The following is a 14,352-nucleotide window of genomic DNA, read 5'->3' on the forward strand; positions in this document are numbered from 1 at the left end:
TTTATTATAAATAGAACTCTCAAATATTCATTACAATCAACAGCAATTACTATCCATTTCGAAGCCTTTGCCTGTTGAGTACTAGGATACTGTAAAAGTTCGTTTAGGCACCTTCAAAATGGATCCCATCCACGTATTTACACGGTCATCAGTTTCGCTTAGTTCGCGCAGATGACTTCCCCATTGCTGAACAAACAAAAATCCGTAAAAAAACGATACTAGTTGCTTCTGGAAAGACATTGGTTATACGCCAACAGAAAAGACTCATATAGCTGTTTTATATGAACACCAGCAGATAGTAAGTATTATACTAGAAAACTGCAATTTAATTACTTAAAGAATATTAGGTATATTCGATTACAAACAGGAAATAATTATGGATAGTGAATGCTAATTTTCTGAAAGATGTATTTCACATTAATACGCTAAAAAAATAGTTAGACATCAAACTATATGTTTGATTTAACTTGAATTTAGGCGTATATTACTCAATGTTAAGCATAATGGAGGAAAATCTCCACTATGTGTTCCATTGTAACTAATAGGTGGATTTATATAAAAAAAGGAGTGTTTTTAATGGTAGGAATTATGGATGGAAAAGCAGGATTAGTCACAGCATCGGGGTCAGGAATCGGTAGAGCAGCTGCAATTGCATTAGCAAAAGCAGGCGCAAAGGTAATGATTTCTGACGTAAACGAACAAGCGGGACAAGAAACTGTACAAATGATCAAAGATAACGGCGGCGAAGCAGCCTTTTTCAAATGTGATGTAAGTGATGAGGAGCAAGTAATCGCACTTGTAAATAAAACAGTTGAAACATTTGGCAAGCTTGACTTTGCGCATAACAATGCGGGTATTAACAAAGGTCTTAAACCAATTGGAGAAATGGATTCTAAAGATTGGGATATTACACTAAAAGTAAATCTGTATGGTACTTTTTACAGCATCAAGCACGAAATCAACGCAATGCTGAAAACTGGCGGCGGCGCAATTGTCAATACGGCATCAGGTGCTGGTATTGAAGGTTCACCAAACATGGCTCCATATACGGCATCTAAACATGCAATCGCTGGTTTGACTAAATCAGTTGCATTGGAATATGGTCAAAAAGGCATCACGATTAATTCAATTGCACCAGGTGCTACCATTACACCTGCAATTGAAGGCTGGGCAAAATCAAACCCAGAACAATACCAAGGAGTACTCTCATCACTTCCAGCTGGAAAAATGGCTACAGCAGAAGATCAAGCAAACGCTGTTGTATTCCTATGCTCAGACCTTGCAAAATCAATTAGCGGTGTAACACTTGCAGTTGATGGCGGTTATACTGCAGGTAAAATGCAACAATAATTTTCGCAGATTTTAATCGTTTTATATAAAGAGTGGATCAGGCATAACGCTTGATCCATTTTTTTATTGCCCAAAGGGAAGGTGCCTTTGTGTCGCTCAATCAGGAAACTAAAAAATTCTGTGTTTATGTCTTATGGGATTCCAATCGATGTCACATAGTCTGGACTGTTCTTCTCTCTAACGTAGAACCTAAAGGTCTCAATTTCATAGGCGGTCGGCATATTAATTTCAAGTACCTGTGCGTGGTAATAAGTGATTGTACACATCCACAATTTTCCATTCCCTTAATTGTTTTAATGACACCATTAACAAACTGTTACTAAATAAAATAAAAAAATCACGAAACTTATGTCTCGTGATTCTCTGGATTATTTCTTCACTGTCGTTGCACTGTCTCTTTCAATCAGCTTCGTGTGAATCGTTATTTTCTTACATATTCCCCGTTTCGTTGCGATGCGCTCTAGCAGCAAGTCGACTGCGGATTCTCCCATGATTTCTGTGTATAGCTTCACTGTGGTAAGCGGTGGAACCATGTATTGCGCAGATGAAACATCATTGAAACCAACGATACTGAGATCCTTTGGAATTTCAACACCTAGTTCGTAGGCCGCCTTGTAGCACCCGATTGCAATTGAATCATTTGCAACAAATAAAGCTGTAGGTTTTTCATCTTGACTAAGCATTTCCTTTAAAATCTGGTAGCCATCCTTTGGATTATAGCCTCCAATTTTAACGAATTGCTCTTTAAAAATTCCTTTTTCCTTTAAATAAGCTTCAAAGACGTCCTGCCGTAAGTCCTTGAATCGGTTACCAAACATATCAGTCTCTATGCCACCGATAAAGCCGATTTTTTCATGTCCTAAATCTACTAAATAGTTAAGCGCATTTTTCGTTGCCGAATTAAAATTAATCACTACTGCGTCAAAAGTATCTTCATCGGGGTTTGCATCTACAAACACAGACGGTTTATCAAAGCTTTTTATCAATTCAATTTCTGCTTTTTTAAAAGTTCCCAGACAAATGATTCCGTCTAATTTTGGAAGACTTCTTTTAGTGTCATCTTTGGTAATTTTAAAGTAGTCCATCCCCATACGCTTAAGCTTTTTTTCTAGCGCTACCCGAATCGAAAGATAATAGGTATCAACCAATTCCTCTTCAAGCGAATACGAATAGTAGAGCCCAATGTTCCCTTTCTTTTTCGCCTTTTTCTGTTTCGAGGAGATAACATAGTTTAATTCCTCTGCCGCTTCGAAAACTCGTTTTCTTGTCTCTGGAGTCACATTAAGTGTTTCATCATAATTTAACACTCGAGAAACCGTTGCCATAGAAACCTGCGCTAAGTATGCTATATCTTTAATCGTCGCCATATTTTATACCTACTTTGTTTTTTACTTCTATATGTAAATTAACACCAATTTTCATCAGCTTGCTTGTAACACTTCGCCTTGGTTCGCAAAAGCCGTTCTTCGTGAAGACTTTTGCTACACTGCTTCTTTACGGAATTTTTTTTTGAGGAATTTCAGCTTTGTTTCTGAAATAATAATAGCTACAAGGATTAGTATCGCTCCGATAGCCATTTTGGCAGTTAAAACCTCGCTTAAAATAATGACGGAGAAAACCATTCCCCAGAATGCCTCTGTCGATAAAATGATTGCCGCCTTTGTTTCGCTTGTGAACTTTTGAGCGACTGTCTGCAGTAAAAAAGCAATCGTGGTGGAGAATACACCCAAATATAAAACAGCTGATACTCCTTCAATATTTGCCGCAAAATTCGTTTCTCCTTTGAATAGGACTACAATAAATCCTAACACTGTTGCAGCTGCCATTTGAACCACCGTTAACAGTACGGGGTCTTCGCTCTTTACAAACTGCGCTGTGTAAAAAATATGGAATGCAAACGCTACTGCACATAATAATGTAAGTAAATCCCCAAAATTGATGCCACTCGAAAGCTTTAGTGATAACACACCGATGCCAATAATCGCAAGTAATGCACCAAACAACTCAAACTTGTCCATTTTTCGTTTGAAAATGAAAAACGCAATAAATGGTACAATGACTACATTGACAGCGGTTAAAAAAGCATTTTTCGAAGGCGTCGTATATACCAGTCCAACCGTTTGTAAAGCAAATGCCAAGTATAAAAAGATTCCAATGATGGAACCTTTTATAATTGTACTCTTTTTAATATTCTTTAGTTTCTTAAAAAAGACAAGGCTTAACAAAATAATACCAATAAGGAAACGGATTGCAAGTATTTGATATGGTGTAAAGTGCTCAAGTGACACTGCACTTGCAACAAATCCACTTCCCCAAATTATTGCAACAACCGCAAGTCCTAGTTCTCCAATATATTTACGCATAGTATCCTCCACCTACTTACTTCCGATTAACGATAGGAACACACTTGAGGTCCACGTAAAGGAAGTATCAACGAGCCCTTTTCCACTATGCGGATCGAAGTTTTCTGCCATACCACCGACAAGCGTAAGATTTAAATATTTTTCTTTAATTCTTTCTCCAACCTCGCCGTAGCCAAAACTCTTTAATGAATCAATGAAAAGATAGGTAACAGGGGCCCAAATCGGTCCAAGCCAGTAACCATTTTCCTTATACAATGGACTTGATGGCATTTCCGTTGCAAATCCATATTTCGTTTCAAAGTTTTCCACCAGGTCCTCTACAAGTTGGTCCATGATTTGTTTGTCTAAGCGATATCCTATTAAAACTGGTAATCGTAAAATTAGACTGGAGCGGATGTCAATTTTCTTAGCATCCTTACCAACACGACCAAAGAAACCATCCTCATCATGAAGTCGCTCCATTAATAAGGCGAAAAGTGTGTCTGCTTTTTTGGTAAATTGCTTTGCTTCTTCCTCTTCGCCAAGAAGACCAGCAAATTTCGTTAAAATATCATACGTTCTAATTATAAAGCTAGCAAGATCTGGTGCCTCGACCGGCATTCCGCTATGGAACAAAGAGGAATTATCCCAACCTGAGTCATTACCGTGCTTATAATGTGGAAGTCGACCTTCATACGTTCGATATAAATCAAAGTAAAGCATTACTTTTTTAGTGGACTCGTAAACTTCTCTTAGGCGACTCTCTTCCTTAAAGTAGTCATTTACTTCCATCAGTTTTTCGTATGCGTATGCGAAGACCGGTGGTTTAATGCAGTTATAAGACACATACTTATCATTCACAAAGTCTGGATATGCGCCTGATTCGTCCTGCGTGTCCATAAAGATCTTCAGCTGAGAATAGGATAGCTCCGGATATTTCTCACCTATATGTAATGCATTAAAGCAATTATCCCAAGACCAGATGTTATACATCCAAAGCTTTGACATATACATGGCATAATTTTTTAATAATCCGTCCGGGTGAACGATACTTGACCAAGTAATATATGCCGCACGATCAATTGAAGCTTGGTATACTTCATTTTTCTCGGTATTATTTTTCACCCACTCCTGATAGAGTCGCTCAACCTTTTCTTTTCCGGCTTGAAAGCTTGCATACTCTTTCGGTTTAAACACAGTGCGATAGCTTTCAATGACAAAGTGGCCATTACTCATACGAATGTCGATATAGTCATTGCCAATCACATTCCACGGTGCGTCAACAGACATCTCGCCTGAAAGCTTGCTAATCATCAGCTTTAATTCCTTCGGATAGATATGATATTCATACATATCATCCTCATATTCGTGTAGGGTATCGTACTTCACTTTACTAGCTTGTAATCGAACTTCAACCCCCTTTGACTCAATATGTAATTCATCTTCTTCTGGAATTATAATTTCTGCATATTTCTCCCTATCTTTTACTAAATAAAAGCGCAAGGCCGTTTCTGTAGCATCGATAGCAAATTCTTGTTCAACGCCGTCCTGTAACAAATCCAATTTAAATAACTTTGATGGCGCATCATCTCCGCCATGAACATCACGTATATAAACTTCTTTTGTATCCAATTCCTTTGATACACAAAAATAAGAACCAAATCGAGAAAAAGGGATTTCTTTTATATTTAAATTCATGTAATTTCGCTCCTTTTGTTTAACTTGAATCAGCAGATGTCCGTCACTTCTATAAGTGGCGGGATGAATGCCGAATTGCACTATGAATCAGAGGGGGTTCCCCCCCTGCTGAACAGTAGAACGCAGGCTAACGCGACGTCCTGTCACAACAAAGAGGGATTGAACTACATCCCTCTCCACTGCATGACCTACTTCCTGTTGGCCTCGAGCTCGAAAAATCTGGACGCAATTACACCGAGGCGTAATTAATTGAAATAAGAAGCAGGGTTTCCCTGCACACTTCTTACTGAACCGTGAAATATTTACTTTCTTCCACTAGGCTACTTTTGTCTATTTTTCTAAACTCAAATTGAAGATGGAAATCCTCAATGACAGTTCTGTATGGAGGTAACTGTTCCTCACCGCAACTATTACTGCCCACACCACTTTGCTTGTAATCGATCGTCAACACTGTAAATGGTGACTTCCTAATAGTACCGCGGTGCTTCGCCTCTTCAAGCGCACTTGTTTCGTAATCATGGATTGTAAAATCATACGTTTCTTTAAAATTAATCAGGTATGTTTGCTCATCGTTTGCTACAGCTAAGAAAGAACTATCACACCGTGAACCATTTTCCTGCGGGTATACATAATCTGTATGCATGCCTTGAATGGTTTTATTATATAAACCAATAGGTTGGCTGCGTTTTGTATCCTGGTACGATTCAGAATCACCGCGACCATACCAGCTTACTTTGTTGTAATCCTCGTTCAAATGCATCGTTACGCCGATACGTGGCAGCATTTCCGGAATTTCATGGCCTCGTAATACCTTTTCACCTTGTAAATCAATGTTTAAGGCACCATTTTTCGTCATACGATAGTGATATGTCAGGTGGAAGCCCCATGCTTGATTCACGGTAGATAAAAACTTCGTAATCGTGACATCCACATAGTCTGCTGTTACTTCGTAAGTCACATCCGCTAATTGTTCTTTTGTATTTTTAAGGAAGTATTTATTAACCCAGTCGTCCTTTTTGTACATATCATTGTCGATAATCGCTCTCCAAAGGGTGACCTCAGGTCCTTTATTAATAATTTCTTCTCCATCAGATTTGAATGATTCTAGTGTTCCATACACATTTGAAAAAACAGCTTCAAAGTGGTCATTTTCAATTGTGAGAAGAGCACCTTCATCCTTAATCACAAAGTCAGATCCTGATGAAGTGACAAACCTCACTTCTTTTTCAAGTTTTGTAGATTCTAATAAAAGGCTTTCTCTTGTAATCTCATGACCTTTTTCCGCATAACGAGTAGCTTCCGTCTCCAAATAACTTAAGTAGATCCGAACATCGTCATGCTGGGCAGCATTTGCAATATCTACTGGCAAAGTAATATCCAACGATTCATGTGCTTGGATACTTGGTAACTTCATTTCTTTTTCTTCAATAATTGTACCGATTGATTTCACTTCAATGCGAAGAGTAACTCCGCTTAGATTTCTAAAGTCGTATAAATTCTTAATGCGAATTTTTCCTTCAGCTATGTTTACTTCCTCTGTGACAATCGGTTCTATCACTTTTTTGTATTCCCAAAGTCCTGGTGACGGAGTTCTATCTGGGAATACAAGTCCATCAATACAGAAGTTGGTGTTTGTCGGGAAGTCGCCGTAATCTCCACCATATAAATAAACGATTTCACCTTTGTCGTTTGTCGTTTCAATGCCATGGTCACACCATTCCCAGATGAAGCCACCTTGCAATCTAGGATATTTTCTCATCAGTTGTTGATATTCCGTTAAGCCTCCAGGGCCAGTCCCCATTGCATGTCCATATTCACATAAAATATGGGGCTTCTTGCCCTCCGCGTCCTTGCCGATTTCTTCAAGTCGCTTCAAGCGAGTGTACATTGTTGAATAAACATCACTGTATGCGGCATTTCTATCTCCCTCATAATGAATGATTCTAGTAGAATCAATCGCCTTGATGGCATTGTACATAGCCGTAAAGTTTCTACCAGCACCTGATTCATTTCCGAGTGACCACATGATGATACTTGGATGGTTACGGTCTCTTTGTACCATACGTACTGCTCGATCTACATATTGCTTTTCCCATAGTTCATTGTCAGAAATCCAATTGTAATTTCCGGTATTTTCAAAACCATGACATTCAAGATCTGCTTCGTCAATGACGTAAAGACCATATTCATCACACAAATCATAGAATACATCATTATTTGGATAATGCGCTGTACGAACAGCATTGATATTGAACTGTTTCATCATTTTAATATCCTGAAGCATATCCTCGTAGTTGACTGTTCTACCAGTCTTCGCATGTGCGTCATGGCGATTCACACCATTAAAGAAAACGCGTTTTCCGTTGACACGGATTTCATTGTCAATCACCTCAATGGCACGGAACCCTATGCGCAGTGGCACAACTTCCTTTTCACCTAACAAGCAATACTCGAGGTGAAGTGTATAGAGGTTTGGTTCCTCTGCATTCCATAGAAGCGGTTTTTCCTGAACTTTACTTACTTCGAATTTCCCGTCAACGACTTCCATGTCAAACTGGTCAACTTGTTTGTCATGATGGTAAAGCGTAGCGACTACATCTTTTACCTGGTCTGTTAAAAATGCTCCGCCTATTTTTAATGTGAAATTCTCATAGTTTTCATCGGGAAGTGTTTCAACACGGACATCCCAAAGTGTCTCTTTGTTGATTTTAAACAGCTCAACACTTCTAAAAATACCAGACAGCCACCACATATCCTGGTCTTCTATATAAGTTCCATCAGAAAATTGGTAGACTCTAACGGTAAGACGATTACTGCCCACTTTTACGAATTCTGTGATATCGAATTCAGACGGTAATCTTGAAACTTTACTAAAACCGGCATGCTGTCCATTTACATATAGATCAAATGCAGAATCTACGCCATTGAATTTTAAAATAAGCGCTTCACCATCTGCTAAGTCGGAAACAACAAGCTCTCTAAAATAGATACCCGTTGGATTTTCCTGCGGTACAAATGGTGGATTGATAGCAAACGGATACAAAACGTCTGTATAATGCATGTTGCCGTAGCCCTTAATTTGCCAGCTTGAAGGCACTTCCATATCGTTTAAACTGTCGATGCCGAAGTCTTCTTTTTCAAAGCCTTTCGGTGAAAGCTCAGGTGCATCTACAAATAAGAACTTCCATACGCCATCTAGTAATGTATAGCCAATACTATTTTCTTTCGTAAATGTTTGTGCGTTTTCTTTCGTTTCATATCTATAAAAATCAGCATGTGCGGGAAGTCTATTGATGCCCGTTATCCTGATATCTTCCCACCTCTTCATTTCGCGACGCATATTATCTTCCTCCATATAATACTATTTTGGTATTTCTTACTTAACAGAACCACTGATTCCTTCAACAATGTACTTTTGCGCAAATAGGAATATCACAACTGGTGGAACGATCATGACTAAAGTAATCGACATAATCGGTAGAATTTGGAGATCATGAACTCCTTTAAATGCTGCTAATCCTAGTGCTAATGTATATTTCGATTGATCTTGCAGATAGATTAATGGACCCAGGTAGTCATTCCATACTGATAACATATTGAGCACCGCGATTAAGATCAGTGGAGCTTTCATAATCGGTACGAATATTTTATAGAAGATTTGGAATTCATTTGCCCCATCCATTCTTGCTGCATTTTCAAGATCCTTCGGTATACTCATAAGGAATTGTCTTAACAAAAAGATATAGTATGCCGATCCAAAAAATGATGGGACAATCAATGGCTTTAATGTGTTAATCCAACCAAACATTTTGAATTCCATATATAACGGAATCATTGTGACGTCCCAAGGAATCATCATTGTCGCAAGCATCAAGACGAAAAGAGTGTTTTTAAATTTAAAATCAAATCTAGCAAATCCATAGGCAATTAATGAACAGGATAGTAGCTGACCTATCGTTGTCATCACTGTAACGATGACGGAGTTCTTTAAATAGACGCCGAATGGTTGACTAGCCCAAGCATCAACAAAGTTTTTCCACTGAAGTACTTCTGGAAAAATCTTTGGAGGATAGCTAAACACTTCGGTTTCTGTTTTTAATGCAGAAAGGATTACCCACACAAATGGTAATACGAAGTAAAGTGAAAATAGTCCTAGAAGGCTGTACATGATGATTTTATATCCTTTTGATATTTTCATTTTTTTCTCCTCCCTTTCTTCCCTTCTTTTTTCACTTCATTTTCGTAGAACACCCATGTAGATGATGTCTTAAAGATTAACATTGTTAAGACTAATATCACGATGAACATAAACCATGCGTTTGCACTTGCATATCCCAGTTGATGGTGTTTGAAAGCGTTGTTATACACGTACAAACCATAGAAATAGGTGGACTTTAAGGGGCCACCGCCGGTTAACAGTAAGACCAAGGTCAGCTGCTGCAGTGCTCCGATGACTGATGTAATGACGTTAAACAGAATGGTCGGCGTAATACTAGGAATCGTAATACTGAAAAACTGACGGAACGGACCAGCACCGTCAATCGCTGCCGCCTCATATAATTCAGCTGGGATCCCTTTTATATTGGTATAAAAGATCAGCATCATAACTCCGACGCCCCAAGCACTCGCAATGACAATTGTGAGAAGTGCCCACTTCGGATCTACAAGCCATCTTGGACCTTCAATGCCAAGAAACGATAGTAAGTAATTTAAAATTCCGTACTCTGAGTTGAAAATCCAACCCCAAATAATCGAAATGGCAACACCTGAAACAACCGCAGGTAAGTAGAAAATCGTACGGAAAAACTTCATTCCTTTTAATGGTTGAGTAATGAGAAGTGCTAAAATTAATGCAATAGCTAAGTTTAAGGGTACAAATATTGCAGCAAATTTAAGGGTAATAATAATAGATTTATAAAACTGCGGATCTGCAGTGAACATTGTTTTGTAGTTATCGATCCCCACAAATGTTGGTTCACTTGTAATTGGCCAATTATAAAAGCTCATAATTAATGAGAAAATCAGTGGTCCCAGGGTGAATACCAAAAAACCAATGATCCACGGTAAAATAAATAAATAGGGCACTTTTCTATTTACTAACTGATAGCTTTTCGTTTTCTTCGTTGTTATATTTCGCATAAAATGCCCCCATCATCAGATTAGAAAATAGGGTAAAGCACATAAAAAGTGCTTTACCGCATTAAAGATTAATATTTTTACTCGACAGCACTGTTTAATGCTTCTTTCGGGTTCATTAATGTACTTGGATTTAACATCGATTCAAACGTATATTGCAAATTCTCGGATACTTGACTCCAGTCTTCAACGATGAAAGATGCTGGCGTATAGCCATCACTCTGTTCAAGCATAGAATAGAACACACTTTTCACTTCATCTTGTTCAAGTTGTTCGCTTTCTACGACTGATTTCAAAACAGGTAGTTCGAAACCAATTCGCTCCTTATTCGCATCTTCATTTGTCCAGAATTTGATAAATTCAAATGCTTCATCTTTATGTTTTGAGTTTTTAGAGATTGAGATACCAGAAGAGCTTAAGATACTGACGCTTTTTCCGTTTTTAAATGTCGGTAATTCTACGACTCCGTAGTCAATACCTGCTTCTTTTAACGGAGTTAATCCCCATGCACCATATACAAACATCGCAACTTTACCAGACTTCATTTCTGTTGTGCCAGAACCTTCTGTCGTGATAGCATAGCCGTCTTTCGCCATGTTCTGGAACATTTCAAATACTTCTACTGATTGATCTGAATTCAAGTTACCTTTTAGATTTCCTTCTTTATCAACATAAGATGTGTTATTACCCCACAGGAACATTTCAAAATCATATGGATCCGGTTTCCCTGAGAATGCGAAACCGCTTACATTTGAATCTTTATTTGCTAATTTCTTAGCTGTGTCTTGAAGATCCTCCCATGACCAACCCGATTTTGGATATTCAACACCCGCTTCATCAAATAACGCTTTGTTGTAGTACATAACATGTGTCGTGTAGCCAACTGGTAATCCCAGAATTTCTCCATTTGCTGAATTGTAGTTCCACAGTGTTTCATAGAAATTGTCTTTGTACTCAGTACCTTCTTTTTCTAGATAGGGGTCGAGTGGTTCTAGCGCATCCTTATATTGCGGGTAGTTCCACATATACATAATGTCTGGAGCATCCTTTGCACCCATACCAGCTGTGATTTTTGTATCGTATTCACTTCCATAAGACTCTAAAACAACTTTGATATCGTCTTGTGACTCATTGAATTTGTCAATCATATCTTGCTGAAGGGTAACATCATCGCCAACGTCCCAAGTGGCGAAGCGGAGTTTTACTTTACCATCTTTCGTGGTATCGCTTTTCTCTCCAGCCGATGAACTACAACCCACTAAAAGCAACATAACTGCAATAAGTAAAAAGAAAACAGATTTAAACTTTACAAACTTCATACTATACCCCCCTTTTTTTTTTGAACAATTTCATTATATTCTGTGTTTTACTAAAAGTAAACTGTTTTTTCGTCATTTTTAGTAAAATACGAGATTCTAAAGACAGGTTCCAGTGTCCGATAGTACATAAAGAAACAGTATCCGTATAATGGATACTGTTTCTTTATGTATAATCACTAGCGATACTATCCCCCCGGAAGTCAACCACCCCTTTGAAGTATGGGTTTTTCTACTTCGGCAACAGAAAAAGCGTTACACTCAGTGTTTCAAAATCTCCACTGATATTCAAATTTACTAAAATAGCCAGTCCATCCGTTATTTACCGCAAAAAACCTTTGAAAGGTCAATAAAAAAAGCACGGCAGAGTAGCCCGTGCTTAGAAAAAATACTTAAGCAAAACATTTATATCTTGAACATCAATGATTTTCAGCAAAGTTCTTCTGCATTGCGATAAGGTGTAATGAATCATTTGCCCCAAGAACAATGCTATCAATATCGTGCCAATACCAATAGGGCCGCCAAATAGAATTTCAGATACTCCAAAATTATATGAAACAAAATGCCGGAATTGTACAGGGTCTGGTGGGGCTTCTGCCATAATACCGCCAACGCAATTGTTTGGCTGATGGGGAAAGATCGTAGCGCTATTAGTGGAATCGCCGTACTTGATTTACCAAGGCGCAAAAGAAAAAGCACATTACTTCAGCTATTTCACTGGATTAGAGTGAAAATGAGTCGCTGGAATAATGTGCTTGATTACAGTAGTTTGATGCCTGATTTTTTCTCCATGGTATTGGCTAAACCGTGCCTGGTATTGACACAATTTACGCCCTTCGAATCGTGATAGTGCCTGCGCACCACTCACTTCAACTTCTCCTGCAATAGCTCTTTAATATAAAAGCACAGGCACTCCAACAAACATGTCTGTTCAAACTTTCACTATTGCATGAATGCCCGTCACCTCAATAAGCAAAACCATCTTTACCGAACTGGCATCTTTTCCTGCTTAACTTGGCGTGCAATTTTCTCTGTTAAGCGTGTTGTCACTTTCGGCAACACCATTTTAATAACAGGTGTCAACACAGCGCCTGTTAAGCCACCTGCATTTACTTCAATTGTCCCTGTCATCGTTGTTTCCCCTGCCGTCTCTTCAGCAGTAAACTTGCCACTACCTGTAAAGTTTTCCGTTAACCCTTTTAACTCGAACCGAATCAACGATGGCTCATGAAATTCAGTGATGTTTAACTCCATTTTCACAGCCTTTTTAAATCCTTTAATATTCCCTTCGAATGTCCAAACTGACTTTTGTTCATCAATTTGTTCATGCTCCTTATAGGCAGGAACCATTATTGCCCAGTTCTCAATTTGACTAACGTATTCCCATACGTTCTCTACAGGTGCTGAAATGATTACAGAATGCGATGCAATTGCCATACGTTTCACTACTTCCTTCTTTATGTATTTATAATGTGAATCTACCACTAACATATAATATTTTACCAGTACAGATTCACATTTAACACCTTTTAGAAAGAAATTAAATAAGTTGAAAAATGAGTACCAGTTTCTATATTAATTCAGAATTCAAAAAGAATATGGCACCATTCACTTTTGAAAAGATATTGAAAAAGTGAAAGCTATTATCAAATCTTCACCACTAACCCCTTAAATTGTTGCATTAAGTAATCATCTTTAGTGATACATGTTCAAAACCGTTAATTCTTCTACCATTAAAACTACCCGTTACTCTATCGGCTATATATTTTGTGAGATAAATTATTCAACGGAAAGATCGTCAATCGCTTGAACAGCTAGTTCCAATGACTTAATTCTCCTTTCTAAAAGCGTTCTTTGAGGACTACCTGCCTTTGACTTAACATAACTGTTCTCAATTGATGGGAATAAACTAATAAGAACATTGCGGGCTTCTGCTAAATCTTCCTGGGTGTATTGATGGGGTCTTTGATTCCAAACGTTTTCCAGCATGACTAAGCCGATGTAAAGAGCTTTGAGTCGTTTGCTTATTAGGGTAGTATTTGCGTCTTTCTGAGTCATCGTAGCCAAGGCCTTTTCAGATTTACTAATTGTCGATTGAAAGGATTTTAGTGATTCCAATTTATCTACATTTGATACGTTTTCCATGTTAATACCGTCCTCTCTTCGTCTCTGAATTAGTTTGATTGATACTTGATAAAATCGTTAAGAATCTGATTTCACTCGCTCGCTTGGGTCATTAAGATGTGAAAAGGCCGTTAGATGTATATACTTATGTTACAAAAAAGCAAAGGTTAGTACAATTAAAAATTTGATAATTATTTATCCGTTCATTGAAACTCAATGAACTTTAACTATGGAGATGACGGGAGTCGAACCAAACGTCCCTAGAAAGGCTATAATACAGCTGAACTAAAGTTATCCCTTAAAATGAAGTGTCTTAAATTTCTTTTCTCAATCGTATGTGTTGTTCCATATACTTTTGACGTTGCAAATGTATTTTCTCTTTTTTC

General features: G+C 38.0%; 10 protein-coding genes. 1 reads left to right on the forward strand and 9 read right to left on the reverse strand.

From position 1 onward, the window contains the following. The first annotated feature begins 576 nt into the window (after positions 1–576). Positions 577–1,350 (forward strand): SDR family NAD(P)-dependent oxidoreductase, encoded by a 774-nt coding sequence (locus FQ087_RS19370; protein WP_149582249.1) that lies wholly within the window; start codon positions 577–579, stop codon positions 1,348–1,350. Between the two features lie 368 nt (positions 1,351–1,718). Here the strand turns inward: FQ087_RS19370 and FQ087_RS19375 are convergent, their stop codons facing one another. The 9 genes from FQ087_RS19375 to FQ087_RS19415 all read right to left on the reverse strand — a co-directional run bounded on the left by FQ087_RS19375 (position 1,719) and on the right by FQ087_RS19415 (position 13,987). Continuing rightward, on the reverse strand, positions 1,719–2,717 hold the full coding sequence (locus tag FQ087_RS19375; RefSeq protein WP_149582250.1) for a LacI family DNA-binding transcriptional regulator: 999 nt from the start codon (positions 2,715–2,717) through the stop codon (positions 1,719–1,721). Positions 2,718–2,831: 114 nt separating this feature from the next. Beyond that, on the reverse strand, positions 2,832–3,713 hold the full coding sequence (locus tag FQ087_RS19380; RefSeq protein ID WP_149582251.1) for a DMT family transporter: 882 nt from the start codon (positions 3,711–3,713) through the stop codon (positions 2,832–2,834). Positions 3,714–3,725: 12 nt separating this feature from the next. After that, entirely contained in the window at positions 3,726–5,390 is a 1,665-nt protein-coding gene (locus FQ087_RS19385) for an amylo-alpha-1,6-glucosidase (protein ID WP_149582252.1), read from the reverse strand. A 283-nt stretch (positions 5,391–5,673) separates the two neighbouring features. Beyond that, positions 5,674–8,730 (reverse strand): glycoside hydrolase family 2 TIM barrel-domain containing protein, encoded by a 3,057-nt coding sequence (locus tag FQ087_RS19390; RefSeq protein WP_149582253.1) that lies wholly within the window; start codon positions 8,728–8,730, stop codon positions 5,674–5,676. 36 nt (positions 8,731–8,766) lie between these two features. Continuing rightward, entirely contained in the window at positions 8,767–9,588 is an 822-nt protein-coding gene (locus FQ087_RS19395) for a carbohydrate ABC transporter permease (RefSeq protein ID WP_149582254.1), read from the reverse strand. Then, positions 9,585–10,529 carry a carbohydrate ABC transporter permease gene (locus FQ087_RS19400; protein WP_149582255.1) on the reverse strand — a complete coding sequence of 315 codons (945 nt, stop codon included), beginning with the start codon at positions 10,527–10,529 and terminating at the stop codon, positions 9,585–9,587. The genes FQ087_RS19395 and FQ087_RS19400 overlap by 4 nt, the downstream gene beginning before the upstream one ends. Positions 10,530–10,606: 77 nt before the next feature. Then, positions 10,607–11,845, reverse strand: coding sequence for an ABC transporter substrate-binding protein (locus FQ087_RS19405; protein WP_149582256.1), 1,239 nt, complete (start codon positions 11,843–11,845; stop codon positions 10,607–10,609). A gap of 981 nt (positions 11,846–12,826) precedes the next feature. Beyond that, positions 12,827–13,279: an SRPBCC family protein gene (locus FQ087_RS19410; protein ID WP_149582367.1), complete on the reverse strand. Its 453-nt coding sequence runs from the start codon at positions 13,277–13,279 to the stop codon at positions 12,827–12,829. Between the two features lie 342 nt (positions 13,280–13,621). Beyond that, positions 13,622–13,987: a hypothetical protein gene (locus FQ087_RS19415; RefSeq protein ID WP_149582257.1), complete on the reverse strand. Its 366-nt coding sequence runs from the start codon at positions 13,985–13,987 to the stop codon at positions 13,622–13,624. Between the last annotated feature and the right edge of the window lie 365 nt (positions 13,988–14,352).

It is taken from the genome of Sporosarcina sp. ANT_H38 (assembly GCF_008369195.1).
GTDB lineage: Bacteria > Bacillota > Bacilli > Bacillales_A > Planococcaceae > Sporosarcina.

Bases quoted from the DNA above. Each gene is read 5' to 3' on its own strand.
- FQ087_RS19405 (WP_149582256.1), bottom strand. From the start codon at position 11,845: ATGAAGTTTGTAAAGTTTAAATCTGTTTTCTTTTTACTTATTGCAGTT.
- FQ087_RS19370 (WP_149582249.1), top strand. From the start codon at position 577: ATGGTAGGAATTATGGATGGAAAAGCAGGATTAGTCACAGCATCGGGG.
- FQ087_RS19380 (WP_149582251.1), bottom strand. From the start codon at position 3,713: ATGCGTAAATATATTGGAGAACTAGGACTTGCGGTTGTTGCAATAATT.
- FQ087_RS19415 (WP_149582257.1), bottom strand. From the start codon at position 13,987: ATGGAAAACGTATCAAATGTAGATAAATTGGAATCACTAAAATCCTTT.
- FQ087_RS19400 (WP_149582255.1), bottom strand. From the start codon at position 10,529: ATGCGAAATATAACAACGAAGAAAACGAAAAGCTATCAGTTAGTAAAT.
- FQ087_RS19390 (WP_149582253.1), bottom strand. From the start codon at position 8,730: ATGCGTCGCGAAATGAAGAGGTGGGAAGATATCAGGATAACGGGCATC.
- FQ087_RS19385 (WP_149582252.1), bottom strand. From the start codon at position 5,390: ATGAATTTAAATATAAAAGAAATCCCTTTTTCTCGATTTGGTTCTTAT.
- FQ087_RS19375 (WP_149582250.1), bottom strand. From the start codon at position 2,717: ATGGCGACGATTAAAGATATAGCATACTTAGCGCAGGTTTCTATGGCA.
- FQ087_RS19395 (WP_149582254.1), bottom strand. From the start codon at position 9,588: ATGAAAATATCAAAAGGATATAAAATCATCATGTACAGCCTTCTAGGA.
- FQ087_RS19410 (WP_149582367.1), bottom strand. From the start codon at position 13,279: ATGGCAATTGCATCGCATTCTGTAATCATTTCAGCACCTGTAGAGAAC.